Raw genomic sequence first — 24,683 nt, 5'->3', positions numbered from 1 at the left:
AAAGGGTGTCATGTATCTTGTCAATCCTTTTTTGATAATGATTCTCAAATTCATTGACAGCTGATAACCGTTCTCATACAATGAAAAGAGTTCTTTCCTTTAATCATATGGCATACCGTTAATGATCTAAATGACCTGCCAGGGGTCATCTTATTCTGTCATCCAGTCGATCCGCAGGAAAGCAGGCTGTCCATCCTTATGCATAATGAACGTTCTCTCTCCTTCAAAATCACCGGCCTCGCGGTCTCGGCGCTGCTCCTGGCGCTAGTCATGCTGGCCAGCGTCATGTTCGGCATCCAGACCTACAGCTGGGAGCAGATCGTCTCGGCGTACCGCAGCTTCAACGGGTCGAACGAGCATCTCATCATTCAGACGGCCCGTATGCCCCGCGCCCTGATCGCGGCCGCCGTAGGCGGTTCCCTCGCAGTGGCCGGCGCCCTGATGCAGGCAATCACCCGCAACCCGCTGGCTTCACCGAGCGTCTTCGGCGTGAACGCGGGAGCCGCGTTCGCGATTGTCCTGTCCGTCTCGATCTGGAACGCTTCCTCCTTGTCCGAATTCGTCTGGATCGCCTTCGCAGGGGCGGGCGTGAGCTCGCTCGCCGTCTATGTTCTAGGCTCCATCGGCCGGGACGGACTCACCCCGATGAAGATAACGCTGGCCGGCTCGGCCATCTCGGCATTCTTCGCCTCGCTGACCCAGGGTCTGCTGCTCGGGAGCGGCAAAGCCTTCGACCAGGTGCTCTTCTGGCTCGTCGGTTCCGTGGCGGGCCGCACGATGGAGATGCTCTACTCCGTCCTGCCTTATATGGCCGCCGCGATGCTGGGAGCCCTGCTGCTCGCCTCGCATATCAACGTCCTCTCCATGGGCGAAGACGTGGCGAAGGGGCTCGGGCAGCGCACGATCCTGATCAAGGCGCTGACGGCGCTCGTGATCGTCATCCTCGCTGGCGGTTCCGTCGCCGTAGCGGGCCCGATCGTCTTCGTGGGCATCATCGTGCCGCACATCGTGCGCTTCGTGGTCGGCATCGACCACCGCTGGGTGTTGCCCTACTGCGCCGTGTTGGGCGCGCTGCTGCTTGTCGGCGCCGATGTCGGGGCCCGCTTCATCGCCCTGCCGAAGGAAGTGCACGTCGGCGTGACGACCGCCATCATCGGCGTGCCTTTCTTCGTGTATATCGCACGGAGGGGGGGCCAGCTCCGATGAACCGTCCAAGCCGCTATATGACCCTTCGGGGAAGCGCCTATTCCTTCTTGATCAGCCGCAGAGCCGTGCTCGTCACGCTCCTGCTGCTGGCTGCTTTGCTTGCCGCCGTCGTGCTCAGTACGGGCATCGGCAGCGTCTATATCCCGCCTGGCGAAGTGATCCGCTCGATTCTCGGCAGCGGAGCGGATGCCAGCGAGACGATCGTCCGGTCCCTGCGCCTGCCCCGCATCGTCATCGGCATCCTGATCGGTGCCGCCCTTGCCGTGTCGGGTGCCATCCTGCAGGGCGTGGTTCGCAACCCGCTGGCGTCGCCCGATACGATAGGCGCGACCGGCGGTGCTACGCTCGGCGCCGTCGCTTTCTTCTTCTTCCTGACCGAGCGGGCCAGCATCGTGTGGCTGCCGGTCGCCGCGATTATCGGTGCTTTTGCCGCCATGGCGCTCGTCTACAGCCTTGCCTGGAAGGGCGGCGTCACCCCGCTGCGCCTCGTGCTCATCGGCATCGGCTTCTCTGCAGCGATGAGCTCGCTGTCGCACATGATGATGCTGACCGGCCCCGTAGTGGTGGCTACCAAAGCGCTCACGTTCATGACCGGAAGCATCTACGGCGTCTCCTGGGAGAAGGACGTGCTGATTCTTCTGCCCTATGTCGCCGTCCTGCTGCCGCTCGTTCTGCTGTATTCGCGTCATATCAATATCCAGGAGCTCGGCGAGGATGTCGCGCTCAGCGTGGGCAGCTCCGTACAGCGCCAGCGCCTGCTGCTCCTGCTGTTCAGCGTAGCCCTCGCAGGGGCGGCCGGCGCCTTCGGCGGCGCGATCACCTTCATCGGCCTGATGGCGCCGCACATGGCCCGCAAGCTCGTCGGGCCGAGCTTCGGCGCGCTGCTGCCGGTCTCCGCCCTGCTCGGGGCGCTGATCCTGCTCGGCGCCGATCTCGTCGGGCGCACGCTGTTCACGCCGCTGGACATCCCGGCGGGCGTCTTCACTGCCGCGATCGGTGCGCCTTTCTTCATCTACCTGCTGTACCGCAGCCGGAACCAGTAACCGGTCACCCAACCATCCATTCATCCATACTGCAGCCATGCAGAAACTCAAGGAGTGATTCCCATGACCGCCATTCAATCCAAAGACCTGTGTCTGTGCTACGGCGAAACCTGCATTTTTCAAGAGCTCAGTGTTCGGATTCCGAAGGGGAAGGTGACCGTCTTCATCGGCAGCAACGGCTGCGGCAAGTCGACGCTGCTCCGCTCGCTCGCCAGACTTCTTAAGCCCCAGAAGGGCTCTATCGTCCTGGACGGCAATGAGATCTCGCGCATGTCGACGAAGGAAATCGCCCGCAGGATGGCCATGCTTCCGCAGGGACCGGCCGCTCCGGAAGGACTTACCGTCCTGCAGCTGGTCAAGCAGGGACGCTATCCCTACCAGAGCTGGCTCCAGCAGTGGAGTCAAGAGGACGAGCGGATGGTCCAGCGCGCCCTCGAGCTGACGAACATGGCCTCCCTCGCGGAGCGCACCGTCGACTCCCTGTCGGGCGGCCAGCGCCAGCGTGCCTGGATCGCGATGACCCTCGCCCAAGGCACCCCGACGATCCTCCTCGACGAGCCGACGACTTACCTCGATCTCGCCCACCAGATCGAAGTGCTGGATCTGCTGTACGAACTCAACGAGCAGGAGCAGCGCACGATCGTCATGGTGCTGCATGACATTAATCTCGCCTGCCGGTACGCCGATAATATCGTGGCGATCAAGGATCGCAAAGTGTGGGCCGAAGGCCGTCCGCAGGATATCGTGACGGAGAAGCTCATCCGCGAAGTGTTCGAGCTCGAGAGCCGCGTCATCGAAGATCCGCTGTTCGGCACGCCGATGGTCGTCCCGGTCGGCAAGGGCAAGAAGCCGGCGGCAGCAGGCAAACCGCAGGCGAGAGCCGCGGTTGCCTTGTAATCCGCCCGGCCTCTGCCGTGCCATAATGCACAAGGACGGTGTCCCTCTTCACCCCGAAGAGGAACACCGTCCTTTTTTTGGCGCCCCGCGCCGTTCACTCTGCTGCGGGGCGGCCTACTGCCATTTAATGCTGCTGCGTCTGCGGCTCCAAGGTACGGCTCCAGCGGATGATTTCCTCCGCTGCCTGCGCCGCGCCTCCAGCTTCCCGCAAGGAGGCGCCGAGCTCCTCCGCCTTTTCTTTGAAAGAGGCGTCTGCACGCAGCTTCTCGGCCGTCTCCCGCAGCAGTTCCGGCGTCACCTGGCTGTGATCCAGCGCGATGCCCGCTCCGAAGCTGGCTACCCGGCCGGCTACCATCGGCTGATCGGCCGATACCGGCAGCAGCGCGAGCGGTACGCCGTAGTAGAGACCTTCGCTCGTTGAATTCATCCCGCCATGCGTGAAGAAGATGTCGGTATGCTGCAGCACCTCGAGCTGAGGAACATAAGAGCGTACGAGGAAATTCGCCGGCGGTTCCGGCAGGTCCTCTATCTTAACTTTACGACCGATCGACAGAACTACCTTGGCGTCCGTATCGCGGAACGCTTCAAAGCAAGTTTTATAGAATTCTTGCAGATCGTTGAACACCGTGCCCATCGATATATAAATGACGAATTGTCCGTCCAATGCCTCCAAAGGAAAGTCTCCGCTGTTCGAACGATCGGCAATCGAAGGCCCGACGAACCGGTAGGTCTCATCGAAACGCTCGCCCGCGAATTGAAACTTGCGGGAAGTGAATACGATGGACAGATCCCCCGGGTGGGAGACAATTCCCATCACATGCTGCAGAGAGCTCAGATCAAGGCCGAATTCCCGCTCCATCCGCTGCACCGGCTCTTGGCTCTTACGGTACAGCTCCGATTCCGTATCCGGCTGGAACCGCTCTTTCATCTGCGGCGGCATCATATCATGCATTTCCGGGCCCATTATGAACGTCGTACTGGAGCATACCTTCGGCAGCCCCAGGATGTCCGCGATGATCCACCCGCCTATACACATGCTGTCATAGACGACGTAATCATACGTCTCTTCTCGGACCTCCGGCAGAATGTGCTGCACCATCGTCTCCGCCCCGTGAAGCATGAAGTTCATCATCTGCCTGGGGTCCGTTCCTATACTGGACGGTCCCCCTTCCGGCATCTGGGCGAGGTAATTATCATACGTCCGGACAACCGCTCCCGCTTTCTCGAGTCTTTCCCTGAAATCCTCGGTGCAGTAGTAGGTTACCTGTTCACCGCGTGCCGTCAGTTCCTTCACCAAGCCAACCGTTGGATTCACGTGCCCTTCCGCCGGCAGGTTGATCATCAGTATATGAGCCATGTTCTCTTCACTCTCCCTTATTTACCATAATATACCTGTTCCCTTTGTATCGTCAAACCCTCCTCTTCCCACGGGTTTTTTTGGGGAATTTTGTATTGTTTGTATTTCAAGCTGCTCCACCGGAGATGATAAGCAAAAACCCGTCAGGCCCGCGGATAATCCCGCCGCCTACCTGCGGGATGCAAAGGGGCCTTACGCGATGCGCTCGTTCGCCTATTATGTTCATCACTATTGGCTGTCCGGCATCTTGATTCTGGGTGCCGCCGCCGCCGTCTATTCCGTATACCGCAACTGGGATAAGATTGTAATCAAAGGAAGCGGACGCAAATAGAAACATTCAGGTTCCTCGTCTCTTTCGTTGGATGTCCTTTACCCGGCTGGGATGCGGTAGAGCTCCGTACCCCGCGGTGTCTCCGGCCGCTCCCTCTATGCCAAGTTCATATGGCCATCGCAGGTTCTGCTATAAGCCTTTGCTTGGCATGGCGGCTGGGTTCCCGTTGGTACTTGTACCTAACTCCAGTCTTCCATTGCCGTTACCGATTCCATGGCGTCCTCCGTCATCTGCCGGTTACTCCTCCTCCAAGCGATGCTTAACGGTAGATCAGGGCTAGTTTAAGCTCAGATACTTGATGCCCCCGCCAGCTTTGATTTGTCCCTTCCCTGGCGGAGGCCTCTGCCATCCAAGCGGGAGCCTTTCATGAGAGTCGGCTGTCCTCCATACCCAAAAAAGCCGGCTGGCGAAACGAGGGTTCTCGTCTTCGCCAGCCGGCTTTTTCTCTATTATACCAACGCTTTCTTGGCAATATCCGTGCGATAATGCTTGCCATCGAAGCGGATACCGTCTGCTGCAGCGTAAGCTTTGCTGCGGGCCTCGGCAATGTCGCGGCCTAGCGCCGTAACGCCCAGCACCCGGCCGCCGTTCGTGACGACCGCTCCGTCCTGGATCGCTGTCCCGGCATGGAACACGAGGGCATCCGTCACCTGCTCCAGCCCCTCGATCGGCAGGCCTTTCGGGTAAGGACCCGGATAGCCTTCTGACGCGAGAATGACGCAGACCGCCGCCTCATCGCTCCACTGGATGTCCAGCTCGCCGAGCCGTCCTTCTACCGTGGCGACGAAGATCTCGAGCAGGTCGGTCTGCAGTCTCGGCAGCACCACCTGCGTCTCCGGGTCACCGAAGCGCGCATTGAACTCGATCGTCTTCGGCCCCTCCGGCGTGATCATGAGTCCCGCGAACAGGACGCCGCGGAACGGGCGGCCTTCGGAGACCATGGCCTTCGCCGTCGGCTTCACGATCGTCTCGATCGCTTCGTCGATGATCGACTGCGGGATGTGCGGCAGCGGGGTATACGTGCCCATACCGCCCGTATTCGGACCTTTATCGCCGTCATATACCGCTTTGTGGTCCTGCGCCGGGGTCATCGGTTTCACGGTCTCCCCGTCTACGAACGCCAAGATCGACATCTCTTGTCCCGTCAGGAACTCCTCGATCACGACTTGATTGCCCGACTCGCCGAAGATCTTGTCGACCATGATCTCGCGCAGCGCCTGCTCGGCTTCTTCCTTGGACTGGGCGATGATGACGCCCTTCCCTGCGGCAAGCCCATCCGCCTTGATGACGTAGGGCGCCCGCAGCTGATCGAGATAAGCCGCCGCAGCGTCATACTGCTCGAACGATTCGTACGCAGCCGTAGGAATGCTGTACTTCTTCAGGAGCTCTTTCGTGAACACCTTGCTGCCTTCGATGATCGCCGCATTCTGGCGCGGGCCGAACACCTTTAGATTCTTGGCTTCGAGGTGATCTACGATCCCTGCCGCCAGCGGATCATCCGGTCCGATGACGACCAGATCAATCTTCTTGTCGAGGGCGAACTGGCCGATCTCTTCAAACTGATGCACGCCGATCGGCACACACTCGGCTACCGAAGCAATACCCCCGTTCCCCGGAGCGCAGTACAGCTCCCCGATCTTCGGGCTCTTCTGGAGTGCCCAGCAAATCGCATGCTCGCGGCCTCCGCCGCCTACAACCAATACCCGCATGTTGAGTGCCCCCTATTCCTTATTGATCACGAGCAGCTCGGCTTCCGCCGTCTCGAGCGAGATCGTCTTCACGAGCAGCGAGATCCGGTTCTCCTTGTTGAGCGCATTCCAATACGTCTCGGCGATGCTCTGAGCGTCATTAGCCAGCGGCACGAGCTGTGGTTCGCCTTGGAACGAAGGCAGTGGATTGCCGTCGCCTGCGTACGTGTGGATGCAGTGGCCATAGCCCGGCAGCGCCTTCTCGTAGGTATACGTATGGCGCAGCGTCTGATCTTCCGTGTTACCGCTCGACTTCAGGATGGACAGCTTGTAAGCGAACTGCTCGTCGGCCAGGTCCACCAGTCCGCTGATGCGCGGCGTGAAGTTAGGCGCATCCGGCTCGTATGTGCGGGAAGCAAGCGCGGACTCGAAAGTGCCGCCCTGCTCGAGCGCTTCGTGAATCGTATCGGTCTGATCGCCGTTCGTTACGATGTGCGCTCCGCCCAGGTGCTTTACCGGATAGTAGATGATCAGGGAAGGATCCGTCAGCTTCGCCGGATCTTTGGCTTCCGTGCGCAGGAACCCATTGTCTTCCTGAATGAACACGCGGTTGCGGCTGTTCTCGCTGCGGCCCATGATCCAGTAGACCTGGACCAGCTTGCTGCCGTCCGGCGTTTGTCCGATCACGATGCCCCGTCCCGGATAGTCGTTCTCCTGCAGGCTCTTCAAATAGCGTTCCGCTCCAGCGGCTCTTGTCGTCACAGCTTTCTCCTCCTGTATATAGGGCATTCGTATGGCCCAAGCCATCTTCCGCTTCGCCGGATTCTAGTGGTGGAACAAACGCACCCCGGAGTAGCACATCACCATGTTGTAGTCGTTGGCTGCCTTCACGACTTCTTCGTCGCGCATGGAGCTTCCTGCCTGCACAACATACTTCACGCCGCTGCGGCTCGCGCGGTCAAGGTTGTCGCGGAACGGCAGGAATGCATCAGAACCATAGGACACGCCCTGCAGCCCTTTGAGCCACTCGCGCTTCTCTTCGCGGGTCAGACGCGCAGGCACTTCGTCGAATGCCGCTTCCCAAGCCGCCTGCTCTACCGGAGTAACCTCTTCCTCAAGCCACAGGTCGATGGCGTTGTTCTGTTCGGCACGGGAGAGGCCTTGGCGGAATTTCATGCCCAGCGCCGCCGGGTGCTGGCGAAGGTACCAACGGTCCGCTTTGTCGCCTGCGAGGCGCGTACAGTGGATCCGGGACTGCTGGCCTGCGCCGATCCCGATCGTCTGGCCGTCCAGCGTATAGCAGATGGAGTTCGACTGCGTATACTTCAGCGTCACGAGCGCGATCAGCAGGTCACGCTTCGCGTTCTCCGGCAGATCCTTGTTCTCCGTTACGATACGCTCCAGAGCGGAAGCATCGATCACCGCATCGTTGCGCTCCTGTTGGAGCGTCAATCCGAACAGCGTGCGCGTCTCCACCGGATTCGGCACATAGTCCGGGTCGATCTGCAGCATGAGGTAGCCGCCGTTCTTCTTGGCCTTGAGGATCTCGAGCGCTTCCGGGGTATAGCCCGGAGCCACGACCAGGTCGGACACTTCGCGCTTCAGCAGCAGTGCCGTGGAAGCGTCCACGATGTCGCTGAGAGCCACCGCATCGCCGAAGGAAGACATGCGGTCCGCTCCGCGGGCACGGGCATAGGCCGTTGCCAGGGGGGACAGCTCGAGACCCTCGACGAAGTAAGCTTTGGCCAGCTCCGGCGTCAGGGGAGCCGCTACCGCAGCGCCTGCAGGAGATACGTGCTTGAACGAGGCGGCAGCCGGAAGTCCTGTCGCCCGGCGCAGCTCGCGCGCCAGCTGGAAGCCGTTCAAGGCGTCGAGCAGGTTGATGAAGCCCGGGTCGCCGTTCACGACAGTGATCGGCAGATTCCCTTCGCTGATCAGCTTCGCCTGCTTCTGATGCGGATTCATCCCATAGCGAAGTTCGATTTCGCTCTTCTGATTCGTCGTCTGGCTCATGATTTCATCCCATCCTTCTCTATGCTCGTCACGATTTGTTCTAGCTTAATGCTGCCGTCCGCTATCGCCTGGACGACCCGCGGGTAGAGTTCATGTTCGATCTCATGCATCCGGCCCGCAAGGGTGGTTTCCGTATCCTCCGGCCGGATCTCCATGGCCCGTTGAGCCAAGATCGGTCCGCTGTCGAGCCCTCCGTCTACGAGATGAACGGTGACTCCGGTGATCTTCACACCATGCTGAAGCGCCTGCCGTACCGCATGAAGCCCCGGAAAAGAAGGAAGAAGCGACGGATGCACATTGATCATCCGCCCCCAATAAGCGTCCACCAGCACATGCGTCACAATCCGCATATACCCGGCCAGGACGACAAGGTCAATCTTCTTCTCGCGCAGCTTCCCGAGAATCTCAGATTCATAGACTTCACGGGAGGGGTAATCCTTCGGACGGAACACGAACGTCTCGATGCCTGCCGTCACCGCCCGCTGAACGACGGGCGCTTCAGGCTTATCACAGACGAGAAGCTCGATGTCGGCATCGAGCTTCCCGGTACGTACGGCGTCCGCCAGCGCCTGGAAGTTGGATCCGCTCCCCGAGGCGAACACGGCGATGCGCAGCCTCTGAATCATACTTCCGCGCCCTCGAAGGTCACGATACCTTCGCCGGACGTGATCTCGCCGAGACGGTAGATGCTCTCGCCCAGCTCGCGTGCTGCCTGAAGCGTCGCCTCCGCTTCTTCGGCGGACACTACGATTACCATGCCGATCCCCATGTTGAAGGTACGGAACATGTCATTGTTCGAGATCGAGCCGTCCTTCTGCATGAGATGGAAGATCGGCAGAATCGGCCAGGAGCCGTACTGAATATGCGCATTGACGTTTTTCGGCAGCACCCGCGGGATGTTCTCGAGGAACCCTCCGCCGGTGATGTGCGCCATCCCTTTGATCGTAACCTTCTCGAGCAGGGCGAGAATCGTCTTCACGTAGATGCGAGTCGGCTCGATAAGCACGTCGCCGAGCTTCTTGCCTTCGAGCGCTTCGAGCGCCTGATCGAGCTTGTAGCCCTGCTGCTCCAGCAGCAGCCGGCGGACCAGCGAGAAGCCGTTGCTGTGGATTCCGCTCGACGGCAGGCCGAGCACGACATCGCCGGGACAGATCGTCGAACCGTCGATGATCTTCTTCTTGTCGACGATGCCGACTGTGAAGCCGGCGATATCGTACTCGCCTTCGCTGTACATACCCGGCATCTCCGCCGTCTCGCCGCCGATCAGCGCACAGCCGGACTGCACGCAGCCGTCGCTGATGCCTTTGACGATCGCTTCGATTTTCTCCGGTATGACCTTATCGCAAGCGAGGTAGTCGAGGAAGAAGAGCGGCTCCGCGCCCTGCACGATAATATCGTTGACGCACATCGCTACCGCATCGATCCCTATCGTGTCATGCTTGTCCATGGCAAAAGCCAGCTTCAGCTTCGTCCCTACGCCGTCCGTTCCGGATACGAGCACCGGCTCGTCATACTTGTCCTTGTTTAGGCTGAACAGGCCGCCGAATCCGCCGAGCTCGGTGAGCACTTCGGGACGAAACGTGGTTTTCACGTGCTTCTTCATGCGTTCTACCGCTTCATTGCCTGCCGCGATATCCACGCCGGCTTGTTTATATGCATCGGACACTTGGTTTTCCTCCCTTAAGTGGGTTGGAGCGATCATTCGTGCGGGCTGCCGGGCATAGCATCTGCCTTCGGCCGCTGTTGAACCGGAGTTCCTAATGAACTTACCTGTCGGTAAGAACTCCGGTTCAAAGGCGGCACGTAAACTCTCCAGCAGATCCATGCCCCTTCACCAACGAAGGGACGCTCCAAAAACTTACGCCTCGGATTCCGGCGCTTGGTAATATGTAGGCGGCCGCGTTGTATGGCGGCCGCTCTGATTATTGGTTGGTCATGGCTTGGATGATGCCGCACAACTGCCGAGCGAGCCGCTTAATCGCAGCCGCAGCCGATCTTCGCATCCTCCGGGATCGCCGTCGGATAGCGGTTATCGAAGCACGCCGTGCAGTGGCCGCGGTTGATCTCGCCCGACGGGCCGCCGATCGAGTTCACGAGCCCATCCTGGCTCAGGAAGTGCAGCGAGTCCGCATTGATCGCCTGACGGATCTCCTCCACTGACTTCACCGCCGCGATCAGCTCCTCGCGGTTCGGCGTATCGATCCCGTAGAAGCACGGGTTCTTGAATGGCGGCGAAGAGATCCGCACGTGCACTTCCGTCGCTCCCGCTTCGCGAAGCATGTTCACGATCCGCAGGGACGTCGTGCCGCGCACGATCGAGTCGTCGATCATGACGACCCGCTTGCCCTGCACGATGCTGCGCACCGCAGACAGCTTCATCTTGACGCCCTGCTCGCGCAGCTCCTGGCTTGGCTGGATGAACGTCCGGCCCGTGTAGCGGTTCTTGATCAGGCCAAGCTCGTAAGGAATGCCTGTCTGCTCCGCATACCCGATCGCCGCCGAGATGCTCGAATCCGGCACGCCCGTGACGATATCCGCATCCACGAACGATTCGATCGCGAGCTGGCGCCCCATCCGCTTGCGGGCGGAGTGGATGTTCACCGCGTCGATGTCGCTGTCCGGCCGCGCGAAGTAAATATACTCCATCGCGCAGACCGCCCGCTGCTTCTTAGCCGCAAAACGATCGTGTGTCAGCTCGCCTGTCCGCTGGTTGAGAATGAGCAGCTCGCCCGGCTCGATATCCCGCTCGTACAGACCGCCTACCGTGTCGAACGCACAGGACTCCGAGGCGAACAGATACCCGTCGCCCAGACGGCCCATCACGAACGGCCGCAGGCCGTGCGGGTCGCGCGCTACGATCAGCTTGTCGCGCGTCAGGAACAAGAATGCATACGCGCCTTCGATCTGCTGAAGCGCATCGCGCACTGCTTCCACGATGTCATCGTGCTTCGAACGCGCGATGAGATGGGCTACGACTTCCGTATCGCTGGTCGTCTGGAAGATCGAGCCTTCCCGCTCCAGCCTTTTTTTGATATCCGGCGCATTCGTCAGGTTACCGTTGGTTGCGATCGCCAGATCGCCCTCGCGGTACTTGAAGACGAGCGGCTGGGCATTGGCCAGCTTGCTCTCTCCCGCTGTCGAATACCTTACGTGCCCGATTGCATAGGAACCGGCCAAAGGGACCAGGTTGTCGTTGTTGAATACTTCCTTGACAAGCCCCATGCCGCGGTGATAGTTGAATGCGCCATCGCCCGCTACGCAGATCCCTGCACTCTCCTGTCCCCGGTGCTGCAGGGCATGGAGGCCGTAGTACGAGAGGTTGGCGGCTTCGGAATGACCGAACACCCCGAATACCCCGCACTCTTCCCCCAGCTTGTCGGACAGCCCGCCCGGGGACGCTCCGACGCCTTCGTTATAATACGCTCCGGTCCAGAGAGGGAACGCACCATCGTGTTGCTCTTGGTTACCGCTGCCTTGCCGCATTCCCGTCACCAGACCTTTCGCACGCTCATGTCTGCTCATCGCTTGTCCTTGTCCGGAAACTATGCGTTCATCAGACATGGAATCGCATCCTTCCAAACTTGCTGCAGTTCGTCCACAGCAGCGTCGATTGCCGAGCTGCCGTTCACCTGCAGCTGCAGAGATGTGCCCTCCACCTTGCCGATCACCTGTACAGGTACGCCCGCTGCCTTCAGTACCGCTTCCAGCTCGGCCGCCTTCTCAGGCACCGCGCTGAGCAGCAGACGGGATTGGCTCTCGCTGAACAGGGCTACGTCCGGACGCAGGTCCGTCGCCACGTTCACGCTCGCGCCCAGACGACCGCTGATGCAGCTCTCGGCCAGCGCTACAGCCAGACCGCCGTCGGACAAGTCATGCGCCGAAGCGACGAGGCCCTTCTGGATCGCGCCCAGCACCGTATCCAGCAGTGTCTTCTCGACGTCGAGATCGATCTGCGGAGGACGGCCTTCCGTGACGCCGTGAACGACGTGTTGGAATTCGCTGCCCCCAAGCTCCGCTTTCGTCTCGCCGAGCAGCAGGACGATATCGCCTTCGTTCTTGAAGCCCTGCGTCGTGATGTGATCCGTGTCATGCACGAGGCCGACCATGCCGACCACCGGCGTCGGGTAGATCGCGCCGCGCGCATTCTCGTTGTACAGCGACACGTTGCCGCCGATAACCGGCGTGTTCAGCTTGCGGCACGCTTCAGCCATGCCGTCAACGGACTTCTCGAGCTGCCAGAAGATTTCCGGCTTCTCCGGCGAACCGAAGTTAAGGTTGTCCGTGATGGCCAGCGGTTCTGCGCCAGAGCATACGTTATTGCGCGCCGCTTCCGCGACGGCGATTTTGCCGCCCACTTCCGGATCGAGGTACACATAGCGTCCGTTGCAATCCGTCGACATCGACAGCGCTTTGCGGGAGCCGCGGATCGACACGACCGCCGCATCGGAGCCCGGGCGGACCACCGTAGAGGTACGAACCATATAATCGTATTGGTTATAAATCCACTCTTTGCTCGCTACCGTAGGGGAAGCCAGGACCTGCTTCAGTGCGGCTTTCAGATCCGTCACTTCCGGATAACGCGTCGTGTCTACCGAAGCGTTCGCTTCATAGTACGCCGGTACCGCGGAAGGCTTGTTGTACATCGGGCACTCATCGACGAGGGCCTTAACTGGCATGTCGCCGACAAGCTCGCCTTTATGGTAGAGCTTCAGGTTGCCGTCGTCAGTCACCTTGCCGACCTTCGCGCAGTGCAGCCCCCAACGCTCGAAGATCGCCTTCGCCTGCGCTTCATGCTCCGGCTTCACCACGAACAGCATCCGCTCCTGGGACTCCGACAGCATCATCTCGTAAGGCGTCATGCCTTCCTCGCGCTGAGGCACCTCGTCGAGGTACAACTCCATCCCGTTGCCCGCTTTGCTCGCCATCTCGGACGAGGAACAAGTCAGACCTGCGGCGCCCATGTCCTGGATGCCGACGACGATACCGGAGTCGATCAGCTCCAGGCACGCTTCGAGGACGAGCTTCTCCATGAACGGGTCGCCCACTTGTACCGCCGAACGTTTCGCTTCAGACTCGGCCGTAAGATCCTCGGAAGCGAAGGTCGCCCCGTGGATCCCGTCGCGTCCGGTGGCCGGACCGACATAGAAGACCGGGTTGCCTACGCCCTTGGCTACGCCCTTCTGAATCTTGTCGTGATCGATGAGGCCTACGCACATCGCGTTGACGAGCGGGTTGCCTTCATAGCTCTCGTCGAACATGACTTCGCCGCCGACCGTAGGGATCCCGATACAGTTGCCGTAGCCTGCGATACCCGACACGACGTGCTCGAAGAGGTACTTCACGCGTTCGTTCGTGAGACGCCCGAAACGCAGGGAGTTCAATACCGCTACCGGACGCGCGCCCATGGAGAAGATGTCACGGATAATCCCGCCCACGCCTGTCGCAGCGCCCTGGTATGGTTCGACTGCCGAAGGGTGGTTATGGCTCTCAATCTTGAACACGACCGCCTGGTTGTCGCCGATATCGACGATCCCTGCACCTTCGCCCGGTCCCATCAGGACGCGTTCGCCTGTTGTCGGGAACTTGCGGAGCACCGATTTGGAGTTCTTGTAGGAGCAATGCTCCGACCACATGACGGAGAATACGCCGATCTCCACATAGTTCGGCTTCCTTCCGAGGAATCCGCATACGAGCTCATACTCGGCATCGGAGACACCGAACTGCTTGTAGACCTTCTGTTCCTGAATCTGTTCCGCCGTTGGTTCCTTAGCCGATAGCTGCTGCGCCATGCTTTTCCCTCCAAGTGCTTAAAATCGATGTGAACATCCGCTTGCCGTCCGCCGAACCGAGCAGTTCGGACACCGCACGTTCCGGATGCGGCATCATGCCGAGCACGTTGCCGCGCTTGTTGCAGATCCCCGCGATATCGTCGACCGATCCGTTCGGGTTGTTGCCCGCTTCGTAACGGAATACGATCTGGTTGTTCGCCTTCAGGTCTTCCAGCGCTTCTTCGCTGCAGTAGTAGTTGCCTTCGCCGTGGGCGATCGGAATGTTGATGAGCTCGTCCTGCTTGTATTCCTTAGTGAAAGGCGTATCCGTGTTCGCCACCGACAGCATGGCCGCGTGACAGCGGAATTTGAGCGACTCGTTGCGGAGCATCGCGCCAGGCAGCAGGCCCGACTCGAGCAGAATTTGGAATCCGTTGCAGATGCCGAGAATGTACTTGCCCTGCTCGGCCGCTTCGACCAGAGCTTTCATGACCGGAGCGAATTGGGCGATCGCGCCGCACCGCAGGTAATCCCCGTAGGAGAAGCCCCCCGGCACGAGAATACAGTCGTATTTGGAGAGATCCGTTTCGGTATGCCATACATAGTCCACAGGCTGGCCTACTGTGTCTTCCACCGCTTTGTAACAGTCGATATCACAGTTGGAGCCGGGAAACACCAGAACCGCAAAATTCATGATTGTTGTCCTCCCTAATCCTTGTTGAAGGTAGCCGGCCGGCTCCTATTCGCTCAGCTCGTAGCGGTAGTCTTCGATGACCGTGTTGGCGAGCAGCTTTTCGCACATGGCTTTCAGGCGCTCTTCCGCGGCAGCGCGGTCGTTCGTGTTCAGTTCCACTTCCAAGTATTTGCCGATCCGCACTTTCCCTACTTCGTCGAAGCCCATGGAATGCAGCGCGCCCTGCACCGCCGTTCCTTGTACGTCCAGTACGCTTTGCTTAATCGTTACATATACGGTCGCTTTTAACATCGAATGAGTACCTCCCAAGGTCATTAGAAAAAATAGTCCGTTCACTTCTCACCATACGCACTGCCTACGCCAGGATGCACCAGCCCGCCCGGACACCGGGTCGCAGCCGGATTTACTCTCCCAGCACCAAACGGTTATAGATATCGCGGTACCGGCGGCTCGTCTCTTCCACCACTTCGGCGGGCAGAGGGGCCGGTTCGCTGTTCTTGTCCCAATCGGTACCGGCGAGATACGACCGCACTGGTTCCTTATCCATCGAGTCGATCTCGGTATCGAGCTCGTACTTGTCTTTCGCCCAAAACCGTGAGGAGTCCGGCGTGAAGATCTCGTCAATCAGAATGATTTCGCCGTCGATCAGTCCGAATTCGAATTTGGTGTCGGCGAGAATAATGCCCCGCTCTTGACAGAAGGCATGAGCGTAGTTGTACAGTTGGAGGCTCTTCGCCTGCAGCTGCTCGGTCAATTCGGCGCCGACGAGTTCTTTCATCCGCTCGATAGAGATGTCCTCGTCGTGGCCAACGTCATTCTTCGCCGCGGGCGTGAAGATCGGCTGCTCGAAGCGCTCATTCTTCCGAAGGCCCGCAGGCAGCTTGTGCCCGTTGATCTCGCCGGTCTGCTGGTACTGTCTCCAGCCGCCGCCCGTGATGTAACCCCGGACTACGCATTCGATATCGATCCGTTCGGCCTTCTTCGTCACCATGAACCGGTTCTTCATGATCTCGCGGTCCGTAATGATGTCGCCGAGCAGGTCCACGTCCGCGTGCACGACGTGATTCTCAATGATCTCGCTCGTCTGGTCGAACCAGAACTTGCTCAGCGTGTTGAGTACATTCCCCTTGTCAGGTACGGCCGGGTTCAGCACCCAGTCGAACGCCGAGATCCGGTCCGAGACCGCAATGAGGTAGTGATCGCCGAGACCGTAGATCTCGCGGACTTTGCCTTTATAGAGCAGCGGCGCCTTGATGTACTCCTGCGCGCTGGAAATCGCAACCGTAGACACTTCCTTCATGGTTTCTCCCGCCTCCCCGTAACTCTTTTAGCTCAAGCCCAGACGTTTGAAAATCGTATCGACGTGCTTCAGATGCCAGCTCGGGTTGAACGCATCGTCGATCTCTTCGAGGCTCAGGTATTCGCGGATCGCCGGGGTGTTCTCGACGATATCGCGGAACGAGCGCTGCTCTTCCCAAGCCTGCATCGCCCGCGGCTGTACGGTATCGTACGCCTGCTCGCGGGAGAAGCCCTTGTCGATGAGCTTCGTCATCACGCGGCCGGAGAACGGCACACCGTAGGTGCTCTGCATGTTGCGCTTCATGTTCTCCGGGAACACCGTCAGGTTCTTGATGATGTTGCCCAGACGGTTCAGCATGTAGTTCAGCAGAATCGTGGAATCCGGCAGGATAATGCGCTCTACGGAAGAGTGCGAGATATCGCGCTCATGCCACAGCGTCACGTTCTCGTAAGCGGAGACCATGTGGCCGCGGATGACGCGGGACAGGCCCGAGATGCTCTCGCATCCGATCGGGTTGCGCTTGTGCGGCATCGCCGACGAACCCTTCTGTCCCTTGGCGAACGGCTCCTCGACTTCGCGGAACTCGCTCTTCTGCAGGGCGCGGATCTCGGTTGCGAACTTGTCGAGCGATGTGGCGATCAGCGCCAGCGTAGCCAAGTACTCGGCGTGGCGGTCGCGCTGCAGCGTCTGCGTCGAGATTGGCGCCGGCTTCGTGCCGAGCTTGGAACATACGTACTCTTCCACGAAAGGATCGATATTCGCGTATGTACCTACCGCGCCGGAGATTTTGCCGAACTGTACGCCGTCCGCTGCGAAGCGGAACCGCTCCAGGTTGCGCTTCATCTCTTCGTACCACAGGGCCATCTTGAGACCGAAGGTCGTAGGCTCAGCGTGCACCCCGTGCGTACGTCCCATCATCGGCGTATCCTTATAAGCGACCGCTTTGTCCTTCAGAATCTCGATGAAGTTCAGCAGATCCTTCTCTATGATTTCGTTGGCCTGCTTGAGCAGGTACCCCAGCGCCGTGTCGACCACATCGGTGGAAGTCAATCCATAGTGCACCCACTTGCGCTCCGGTCCGAGCGTTTCGGATACCGCGCGCGTGAAGGCGATAACGTCATGACGCGTTTCCTGCTCGATTTCATAAATCCGCTCTATGTTAAAGCTCGCATTCTTGCGCAGCTCCGCCACGTCTTCCTTCGGAATGACGCCGAGCTCCGACCACGCTTCGCAGGAGAGAATCTCCATCTCGAGCCAAGCCTTGAATTTGTTCTCTTCCGTCCAGATGCTGCCCATCTCGGGTCTTGTATAACGATCGATCATGATTCCCATACCTCCGGTATCTGCTCTTCTATGAACTGCAATGATTTCGTTTACTTAGACTCCCAAACGCCTGACAGCTCTATCCAGCGAAAAGCTTCCTCTGCGGTGCCCCCCAGCAGATTCACATGCCCCATTTTGCGCCCTGCCTTGGCTTCTACCTTGCCGTACAGGTGCAGCTTGGCAGTCACGCCAGGCACCTCCGTCTGCGATTCGGGCTTCTGAATCCACTCCAGCAGCGGCGCTACATGCTCTCCGAGCACGTTGACCATGACCACCGGCGCCATCAGCGAAGGATCGCCGAGCGGCAGATTGCATACCGCCCTTACATGCTGTTCGAACTGAGATGTCCGGCAAGCCTCCATCGTGTAATGGCCGGAGTTGTGCGGCCGCGGCGCGAGCTCATTGACGTACAGCTCGCCCTCCGCAGTCAAGAACATCTCCACGGCGATTAACCCGATAACGTCCAGCTTCTCCGCGATCTGCAGCGCCATCTCTTCCGCCTGGCGAAGCACCTTCTCTGGCGCCCGGGCCGGCACGATGGACAAGTGCAGGATATTGTTCACGTGGATATTCTCCGCCGGGGCAAAAGCTTTCACTTCCCCGCGCGGGCTCCGCGCCGCGATGACCGAAATCTCGCGCTCGAAGCGGATGAACTGCTCGAGTACGAGCTCGGTCTTCGCCCGGCTGAGCGTCTCATATGCTTCGTCGACTTCATCCAGCGTGCGGATCACCCATTGGCCTTTGCCGTCATATCCGCCGGTTGCCGTCTTCAGCACGCAGGGCGTGCCGAAGCGCTGTACCGCCTCACGGAGCTCCGCGGCGCTTGCCACTTCCGCGTATGGCGCTACCTTGACGCCGGCCGCCTCGATCGCCCGCTTCTCACGCAGCCGATGCTGCGTCGTGTAGAGCAGCTCGCTGCCCTGCGGCACGTACGACTGCCGCATGAGCAGCTCCGTCACGCCGGCATCCACGTTCTCGAACTCGTACGTGATCACGTCAGCTTCTTCAGCGAGCTGCTGTGCCGCTTGCGCATCGTCGTAGGCCGCCACAATTTGGCGGTCGGCCACTTGACCGCACGGCGAGTCCGGCGTCGGTTCCAGCGTCACGAACCGGTAGCCCATCGCCCGTCCGGCGAGCGCCAGCATCCTTCCAAGCTGGCCTCCGCCCAGCACACCGATCACCGCGCCGGGTGCGAGCACTTTCTGCGGATCATAGGGCCGGTTCTTGTGGTCGTCCTTCACGATCATTCCAGCACGCTGCTTTCCATCACGGTTTGGGCGATGCGCTCGCGGCGCTCAGTCACCCGCTGCTGCAGACTGCTGTCGAAGGCGCCGAGGATTTGCGCGGCCAGCAGACCGGCATTCGTCGCGCCCGCTTGTCCGATCGCCACGGTAGCTACCGGAATACCTCCCGGCATCTGTACGATCGACAGCAGTGAATCGAGTCCGTTCAGCGTCGATGTCTTGACCGGAACCCCGATAACCGGCAGCACGGTTTTGGCCGCTACCATTCCGGGCAGATGGGCTGCTCCGCCCGCACCCGCGATAATGACTTTTAGCCCGCGTTCAGCCGCGCTTTGGGCGTATTCGAACATAAGATCCGGAGTACGGTGCGCCGAGACCACTTTCTTCTCGTAGGCTACGCCGAGCTCGTCCAGCACGTCGCACGCTTTCTTCATCGTTTCCCAATCCGACTGGCTGCCCATGATGACTCCAACAAGAACCGACATTCAGGTACCCTCCATATGCTTGCTATTCAACTTAAGTCCTATAGAAAAATAAAACGCCCTTCCACTAGAATCTGGACATGCTTAAGACAAGCTGTTCAGTCTATGAGTAAGGACGACAAGATGACGCCTAAGCGCAAGTTAAGGTCAGACACCTCGGTGCCGACCTTCATTCTTCCACGCTTACTCGTAGTCCAAAAATTTAGGGTTTTCGGGTAGAGACTATTCGGGCCATATTCCCGACATTATACGAGATTATTCGAATGTATAGATGACAATTTCCAACCTTTTATTCTCTTTCAGTTTATCGGCTTTCACACAGGATGTCAACTCCAAAAGGCGAACAATATTCTTTTCATCCCAATAATAGTTCGTATTTAAATGAGTTCACTCGAGGATTCTTCCCTATTCGTCCCCATACGGTTTTTCATTTTCTGTAACGTCCGCAGCCCTTCTTCGGCCTCCTCCTTGGAGAGTCCGCCGGCTTCCAGCTCGTTGTCCTCCAGATTCACCCAGCGCTCGTACATCCGGATCCCTTCCTCCAGAGTGTTTTTGAGTTCCGACTGTCGATCTTCGGTTTCCCCTATCTCCAACCGGTAGAATAAAGCATCTTCCGCCCAGGCATATTTTCCGGCGTCCTCATAATAACCGACGATCTTCGACAACGCTTCCAGGTGTAGACCATTGCGCCCTGTCTGATGCAGTGCTTCCTCAATCCGCATATCGTATTCGCTTCTGAACTCCCCTCGCGCATCGTACTCGCGGCCCGTCAGCAGCAGTTCCAGCGATTTGAGCGCCGTCCGCTTGGCCGCGGCCTCATCGCCTCCCTCTTTCTGCAGCCCTACCTGAGCATTTAACAGTTCGCCAAGAGCCAGCACTTTAGCCGAGTCGAGTTCTCCGTCCTTCGACAGGAGAGCGACCAAGTCTTTGACAGACAAAGCCCCTACCAGCTTCGATCCCAGCCCCAGCAGCTCTTTCATCGCCTGCTGCAGCAATTCCATAGCCTCCTGCAGCCTCCGGTTTCTGGCCAATTCCATCACCCGTCCTACCATCGTACCAGCCTGCTCCAACATGCGCAGAATATAATCTCTTTGATACATAAGCCTTCCTCCTATGCATGTTCCCGCCGTTATGTCCACCGTTACCTTCTTGAGAGATCAATCTTTTCATCCTTCCATTGTACCCGATGTCCGCTCCGCCGTTAACGGGACGTGTCATTTTTAGGCAGGGACTGGATGATTTTGTCCATTGCCCCTCCATTTCATCGTATGGTACGCTCTTATGAGCCGAATCGCGCATGTATTATTAGATGTACGTACGGGGGACGCAACACATGGGGTGAATGCCGAAGAACCGCCGCTGCCGCTTGCAGCCGGTGGATCTGGCGCTAGGGAACCAACCTTCTTCCCGAACCCGACAACTAACCTCGGAGGCTACGATCGACAACTGACGGCAAGGATTCCACTTAGCCGGACAGGTGCAACGATACGGGAGGGATTCAATTGAAAACTCGCATCACGACCATGCTCAAGGCGTGTTTCTTGACGCTGCCGGCCGCCGCCATCCTTATGCTCGCCCAGCCTGCACAGGCAGAGACGATCCGTCTCGCGGAGGATATTAAAGTGCAGGTGAACGAAAGTTTGGTCCATTTCACGGACGCCCAGCCTTTTTTGGACGAGAATCACAAGCTTCAGGTTCCCGCAAGGGATATGTCCGACAAACTGGGGTACCAGTTGCAATGGGAACATGCCGGCGACCAGCTCAAGCTTACCTTGAGCAGCACCACGACTACTGTTATTTTTACCACCGGTGATCCGAATATCACCGTGAACGGACAAACCTCCGTTCAGGAAGCCGCTGCTAAAATGGTGAATGGGCGTGTTTATATCCCCTTCCGTTTACTGGCTGATTCCTTTGGCATTACGACCCAGTGGGATAACTTGAACCGCATCGCTATTCTTGGGGTGGATGGACAATATCATGCCCCTGCATGGTACCGCCCTACGAAGATCGCTCCTCTATATACGATGACGATCACAGCCCAAGCATCCGCTTATACCGCAGCGCCGGCGGAGAACGGTACGGTTACAGCAAGAGATTACATGGGCAATCCGCTGCAGCTCGGAACCATTGCCGTAGACCCTGCCGTTATTCCTCTCGGATCCAAAGTATTTATCGACGGATATACCCCCCACGCCAGTCTTCCACCAGGTGGCTTGTATGCCATCGCAACGGATATCGGTGGATCTGTGAAGGGCAATAAGATCGATATTTATCTGCCGCAAGGCCGTCAAGCCGCTCTGAATTTCGGTCTTCAGCATGTGAAGGTTCATGTGCTTGGTTCTTAGTCATACGTCTCGACATAAGCAGGTCTCTCTCAGCGAGCATTGGCGCCAGCCAGTGTGTCTGATGGGAGGCCTGCTTTTTTTTGGCCGCTTTCCGGCCGCATAAGCCTGTCCCGGCAGTTGAATCCTAAAGAAAGATCTTGTAACCCGGAGGTGACCGATATGATTCGAAGCCTCAGGCAACTGCTGCTGTGTCTTCTGACCGCTTGTTTGACGGGCGCGTCCGCTCCGCCGGTTCCCCGCCCCAGCGAAGTGGTCTGGAATGTGGAGACCGATCAGAAGCTGATCGCATTAACCTTTGATGACGGACCCAATCCTGTCTACACCCCGCAAATTCTCGACCTGCTCCATGCCTATGGAGCCAAAGGCACGTTCTTCGTCATCGGCAAACGGGTGCAGTTGTACCCAGCCATCGCCATTCGTGAGGTGAACGAGGGACATGAGATCGCCAATCACACCTTTGATCATCATTTTTTGAAGCATTATCCGCCAGAGAGAATCGTGAATGAAATCCGGCAGACACAGGAAGTCATTTTTGATATTACAGAGCAAATGCCCCATGTCTTTCGTCCTCCCGGAGGCTTCTACAACGATGCGCTGCTGCAGTCCATGAAGGAAGACAAGCTCACGGTAGTCATGTGGTCTTGGTATCAGGATACGAAGGATTGGAAGAAGCCTGGCGTGGAGAAAATCGTCTCTCAAGTGCTGAACAATGTCCATAACGGAGATATCGTACTGTTCCACGATCTTCAAGGGGATTGCACCCAGACCGTCGAAGCTTTGAAGCGAATTCTTCCCGAATTGAAGCGGCAGGGCTATGAATTTGTTACGGTTTCCGATCTCATCTCGCGTACCAAAAAATAACGGGTTACGTCGTTATAACCTTTATCTGATACTTGGGTCCCTCAGTCGAGGGATCTTTTGTTATGTTACAATGAAAGCTAGAGAATCGGTAATTATCATTCCCAGGCCTGTAAGGAGACGCCAACTATGCTGACAAGCCAAAACCACGGGTACATTCGAAGAGTGGAAATCCTAAGAGGATCGATACCCTCGCATCTTTCCGGCTATCCGTTTCATTTGCCTATTTTGCGGGATTTGCACTCTTTAATGCTGCATCCAAACGTCACCTACCTGATCGGAGAGAATGGTTCAAGCAAATCCACCCTGCTTGAAGCTATTGCTGTCGCCTGGGGCTTTAATCCTGAAGGAGGCTCCAAGCACATCCACTTCAAACCAATGCGACTCACTCAGACCTCTACCGCTACATTCGTCTTGTGAAGGGACTTCGAAAGGCCAGGGATGGTTTCTTTTTTCGTGCTGAATCTTATTACAATATAGCTTCGCATATCGACGAGTTGGACGCAGACCCGGAAGGCGGGCCTCATATTATTGATTCTTATGGAGGCGTTTCCTTGCATAAGCAGTCTCATGGGGAGTCGTTTTTTTTGGCTTTTATGCACAGGTTTGGCGGGTATGGACTCTACCTTCTGGACGAACCGGAGGCGGCCTTATCTCCGTTGAAACAACTTGCCATGCTCTCCCGCATCCACCAACTGGTTATGAAAGGGTCGCAGTTTCTTATCTCAACCCATTCTCCTATCCTGATGGGATACCCTAACGCTGTCCATTATCATCTGGGGGATGACGGAATCCGCGTTACCCAGCCTGATGATACGGACCATTATGTGATTATGAAACAGTTTCTGAATAATCGTAACCGGATGTTAAAGCAATTGTTCGCAGAAGATTCCCCCGCGGAGGAATAAAAAAATTAGAGGCTCCAGGCCGCAGCCTTCGAGCCTCCTTGAGACAAGAATCAAATTCCGCGTTCTCTTCTTATCTGGCCTTCCTATTTTACCTATGCTTCAATCTTCCGAGATCAGCCAACTCCTGATTATGATTCGCATTTATGTGTATTGCTTATGGTTACTGCCTTCTTTGGCTTCCTGTATACTTCGCTTATCCGACCGATCAGGATTGCCAACTTCACGAAGCTCTTCTCAAGAATTAGCTTTCGATCGCTTACTTCTTTTGACCGCGGATAAGCCCGAGAGCCCCACCAAGCCAACCAGGCCGAGCCATCCCCAATCCTTTTCTCTATCGGAGGTGGAGGTAGAGAGCCCCAAAGAACGGTAGCCTCCCGAACCGTCCGGGGATGACATGATCTGCTGCTTGTTAATCAAGAAGCCTGGAGTGCTTCCCGACATTCCCAGGCCCGCGTCACTCCCGAATTGAGCCCCATTGCTGCTGCCTCTAACGGTACCCCAAGGATTCGCCTGATCTGCCCCATTCTGAGCAGCCCCATTCTCTGCACGAACCCAGCCCGGAAGCAGTCCGTATAGTGCCAATAGAGCAGCAATGGATATCGTTGTCCATGTTTTGCTCATAGCTATATTCCTCCCTTTCGCTGATTCATGATCTCCCCCTAGTTTTTTCTAAGCCGTCGTATAAAATACAGGGATCATACGAAAGATTGAAAAAGAATAGGCTCCATCAGAGTAAATGGATTTGAAAGATGTCAGTTAAAGTTGTATTGCCTCCACCGCTTCCTTCTATTCGTGTGATGTTGAAATAAAAAAAGAGCCCCCTAGATGAAAACATCTAAAGGGGCTCTTGCATTTGCTTGGCGACGTTCTACTCTCCCAGGACCCTGCGGTCCAAGTACCATCGACGCTGGAAGGCTTAACGTTCGTGTTCGGGATGGGTACGCGTGGTTCCCTTCCGCCATCATCACCAAACGGTTTGTGATGTATCTGCCAGGATACACCGGTCTTTCTCTTTCAAGGCGGCTTGCACCTTGAAAACTGGATGCGAAATGAGCTCGCTGAAGCTCTAACTCTATATAGCTGCTGCTGCTCCCTTGTGGAAGCTTGCTTGGATAAGCCCTCGACCGATTAGTATTCGTCAGCTCCACACGTTGCCGCGCTTCCACCCCGAACCTATCTACCTCGTCGTCTACAAGGGGTCTTACATACTGGGAAATCTCATC

At 57.8% G+C, this 24,683-nt stretch carries 22 protein-coding genes, 2 rRNA genes, 1 pseudogene and 2 riboswitches; of the genes and pseudogenes, 7 read left to right on the top strand and 18 right to left on the bottom strand.

Features of this window, described 5'->3' with window-relative positions; all coding sequences use genetic code 11:
- Window positions 1–198: 198 nt before the first annotated feature.
- From O9H32_RS09255 to O9H32_RS09245, 3 genes are all read left to right on the top strand, one after another.
- The gene (locus O9H32_RS09255) at window positions 199–1,206 is read left to right on the top strand and encodes a FecCD family ABC transporter permease (RefSeq protein WP_269865745.1); all 1,008 of its coding nucleotides are present in this window, start codon (window positions 199–201) and stop codon (window positions 1,204–1,206) included.
- Complete coding sequence (locus O9H32_RS09250; protein ID WP_269865744.1) at window positions 1,203–2,249, top strand: FecCD family ABC transporter permease; 1,047 nt, start codon at window positions 1,203–1,205, stop codon at window positions 2,247–2,249. The genes O9H32_RS09255 and O9H32_RS09250 overlap by 4 nt, the downstream gene beginning before the upstream one ends.
- A 63-nt stretch (window positions 2,250–2,312) precedes the next feature.
- Window positions 2,313–3,146, top strand: a complete 834-nt coding sequence (locus O9H32_RS09245) for an ABC transporter ATP-binding protein (protein WP_269865743.1) — start codon at window positions 2,313–2,315, stop codon at window positions 3,144–3,146.
- Window positions 3,147–3,270: 124 nt separating this feature from the next.
- Here O9H32_RS09245 and O9H32_RS09240 read toward each other — a convergent pair whose 3' ends face one another.
- The gene (locus tag O9H32_RS09240) at window positions 3,271–4,503 is read right to left on the bottom strand and encodes a macrolide family glycosyltransferase (RefSeq protein ID WP_269865742.1); all 1,233 of its coding nucleotides are present in this window, start codon (window positions 4,501–4,503) and stop codon (window positions 3,271–3,273) included.
- Window positions 4,504–4,702: 199 nt separating this feature from the next.
- On the opposite strand from O9H32_RS09240, the gene O9H32_RS09235 reads away from it, so the two are divergent.
- Window positions 4,703–4,834 (top strand): hypothetical protein, encoded by a 132-nt coding sequence (locus O9H32_RS09235; protein WP_269865741.1) that lies wholly within the window; start codon window positions 4,703–4,705, stop codon window positions 4,832–4,834.
- 449 nt (window positions 4,835–5,283) lie between these two features.
- On the opposite strand, the gene purD is transcribed toward O9H32_RS09235, so the two are convergent.
- The 14 genes from purD to O9H32_RS09165 all read right to left on the bottom strand — a co-directional run bounded on the left by purD (window position 5,284) and on the right by O9H32_RS09165 (window position 20,446).
- The gene (gene purD, locus O9H32_RS09230; RefSeq protein WP_269865740.1) at window positions 5,284–6,543 is read right to left on the bottom strand and encodes a phosphoribosylamine--glycine ligase; all 1,260 of its coding nucleotides are present in this window, start codon (window positions 6,541–6,543) and stop codon (window positions 5,284–5,286) included.
- Between the two features lie 12 nt (window positions 6,544–6,555).
- On the bottom strand, window positions 6,556–7,284 hold the full coding sequence (locus O9H32_RS09225; RefSeq protein ID WP_269865738.1) for an IMP cyclohydrolase: 729 nt from the start codon (window positions 7,282–7,284) through the stop codon (window positions 6,556–6,558).
- Between the two features lie 63 nt (window positions 7,285–7,347).
- Window positions 7,348–8,535 (bottom strand): phosphoribosylaminoimidazolecarboxamide formyltransferase, encoded by a 1,188-nt coding sequence (locus O9H32_RS09220; RefSeq protein WP_269865737.1) that lies wholly within the window; start codon window positions 8,533–8,535, stop codon window positions 7,348–7,350.
- A complete protein-coding gene (gene purN, locus O9H32_RS09215) occupies window positions 8,532–9,161 on the bottom strand; it encodes a phosphoribosylglycinamide formyltransferase (RefSeq protein ID WP_269865736.1) in 630 nt (209 codons plus the stop codon). Before purN ends, O9H32_RS09220 begins: the two co-directional genes overlap by 4 nt.
- Window positions 9,158–10,201, bottom strand: coding sequence for a phosphoribosylformylglycinamidine cyclo-ligase (purM, locus tag O9H32_RS09210; RefSeq protein WP_269865735.1), 1,044 nt, complete (start codon window positions 10,199–10,201; stop codon window positions 9,158–9,160). Before purM ends, purN begins: the two co-directional genes overlap by 4 nt.
- Window positions 10,202–10,509: 308 nt before the next feature.
- Window positions 10,510–12,096, bottom strand: a complete 1,587-nt coding sequence (gene purF / locus O9H32_RS09205; protein ID WP_269865734.1) for an amidophosphoribosyltransferase — start codon at window positions 12,094–12,096, stop codon at window positions 10,510–10,512.
- Window positions 12,078–14,324: a phosphoribosylformylglycinamidine synthase subunit PurL gene (purL, locus tag O9H32_RS09200; protein WP_269865733.1), complete on the bottom strand. Its 2,247-nt coding sequence runs from the start codon at window positions 14,322–14,324 to the stop codon at window positions 12,078–12,080. The genes purF and purL overlap by 19 nt, the downstream gene beginning before the upstream one ends.
- Window positions 14,302–14,997 carry a phosphoribosylformylglycinamidine synthase subunit PurQ gene (purQ, locus tag O9H32_RS09195; RefSeq protein WP_269865732.1) on the bottom strand — a complete coding sequence of 232 codons (696 nt, stop codon included), beginning with the start codon at window positions 14,995–14,997 and terminating at the stop codon, window positions 14,302–14,304. The genes purL and purQ overlap by 23 nt, the downstream gene beginning before the upstream one ends.
- Before the next feature lie 45 nt (window positions 14,998–15,042).
- Window positions 15,043–15,288: a phosphoribosylformylglycinamidine synthase subunit PurS gene (gene purS / locus O9H32_RS09190; protein ID WP_269865731.1), complete on the bottom strand. Its 246-nt coding sequence runs from the start codon at window positions 15,286–15,288 to the stop codon at window positions 15,043–15,045.
- Between the two features lie 112 nt (window positions 15,289–15,400).
- Window positions 15,401–16,297: a phosphoribosylaminoimidazolesuccinocarboxamide synthase gene (locus O9H32_RS09185; protein WP_269865730.1), complete on the bottom strand. Its 897-nt coding sequence runs from the start codon at window positions 16,295–16,297 to the stop codon at window positions 15,401–15,403.
- A gap of 27 nt (window positions 16,298–16,324) precedes the next feature.
- Complete coding sequence (purB, locus tag O9H32_RS09180) at window positions 16,325–17,620, bottom strand: adenylosuccinate lyase (protein WP_269865729.1); 1,296 nt, start codon at window positions 17,618–17,620, stop codon at window positions 16,325–16,327.
- Between the two features lie 50 nt (window positions 17,621–17,670).
- On the bottom strand, window positions 17,671–18,867 hold the full coding sequence (gene purK, locus O9H32_RS09175; protein WP_269865728.1) for a 5-(carboxyamino)imidazole ribonucleotide synthase: 1,197 nt from the start codon (window positions 18,865–18,867) through the stop codon (window positions 17,671–17,673).
- The gene (gene purE, locus O9H32_RS09170) at window positions 18,864–19,349 is read right to left on the bottom strand and encodes a 5-(carboxyamino)imidazole ribonucleotide mutase (RefSeq protein ID WP_269865727.1); all 486 of its coding nucleotides are present in this window, start codon (window positions 19,347–19,349) and stop codon (window positions 18,864–18,866) included. The genes purK and purE overlap by 4 nt, the downstream gene beginning before the upstream one ends.
- Window positions 19,350–19,516: 167 nt before the next feature.
- Window positions 19,517–19,619: riboswitch (purine riboswitch) on the bottom strand.
- A 104-nt stretch (window positions 19,620–19,723) separates the two neighbouring features.
- The gene (locus O9H32_RS09165; RefSeq protein ID WP_269865726.1) at window positions 19,724–20,446 is read right to left on the bottom strand and encodes a DUF6483 family protein; all 723 of its coding nucleotides are present in this window, start codon (window positions 20,444–20,446) and stop codon (window positions 19,724–19,726) included.
- A 174-nt stretch (window positions 20,447–20,620) separates the two neighbouring features.
- Window positions 20,621–20,796: riboswitch (cyclic di-AMP (ydaO/yuaA leader) on the top strand.
- Window positions 20,797–20,848: 52 nt separating this feature from the next.
- On the opposite strand from O9H32_RS09165, the gene O9H32_RS09160 reads away from it, so the two are divergent.
- The 3 genes and pseudogenes from O9H32_RS09160 to O9H32_RS09150 all read left to right on the top strand — a co-directional run bounded on the left by O9H32_RS09160 (window position 20,849) and on the right by O9H32_RS09150 (window position 23,460).
- Window positions 20,849–21,694, top strand: a complete 846-nt coding sequence (locus O9H32_RS09160) for a stalk domain-containing protein (RefSeq protein ID WP_269865725.1) — start codon at window positions 20,849–20,851, stop codon at window positions 21,692–21,694.
- Between the two features lie 159 nt (window positions 21,695–21,853).
- Complete coding sequence (locus O9H32_RS09155; RefSeq protein WP_269865724.1) at window positions 21,854–22,555, top strand: polysaccharide deacetylase family protein; 702 nt, start codon at window positions 21,854–21,856, stop codon at window positions 22,553–22,555.
- A gap of 126 nt (window positions 22,556–22,681) precedes the next feature.
- Window positions 22,682–23,460, top strand: a pseudogene (locus O9H32_RS09150) (AAA family ATPase).
- A gap of 234 nt (window positions 23,461–23,694) precedes the next feature.
- On the opposite strand, the gene O9H32_RS09145 reads toward O9H32_RS09150, so the two are convergent.
- The 3 genes from O9H32_RS09145 to O9H32_RS09135 all read right to left on the bottom strand — a co-directional run.
- Complete coding sequence (locus tag O9H32_RS09145) at window positions 23,695–24,081, bottom strand: WGxxGxxG family protein (RefSeq protein ID WP_269865723.1); 387 nt, start codon at window positions 24,079–24,081, stop codon at window positions 23,695–23,697.
- Window positions 24,082–24,315: 234 nt separating this feature from the next.
- Window positions 24,316–24,432, bottom strand: a 5S ribosomal RNA gene (rrf, locus tag O9H32_RS09140).
- Between the two features lie 136 nt (window positions 24,433–24,568).
- Window positions 24,569–24,683, bottom strand: a 23S ribosomal RNA gene (locus O9H32_RS09135); the annotation flags it as partial.

The sequence above is a fragment of the Paenibacillus caseinilyticus genome (genome assembly GCF_027533645.1).
Taxonomy (GTDB): Bacteria; Bacillota; Bacilli; order Paenibacillales; family NBRC-103111; genus Paenibacillus_G; species Paenibacillus_G caseinilyticus.
The sequence above is the reverse complement of the archived record's forward strand: the minus strand, read 5'-3'. Positions and strand labels throughout refer to the sequence as shown.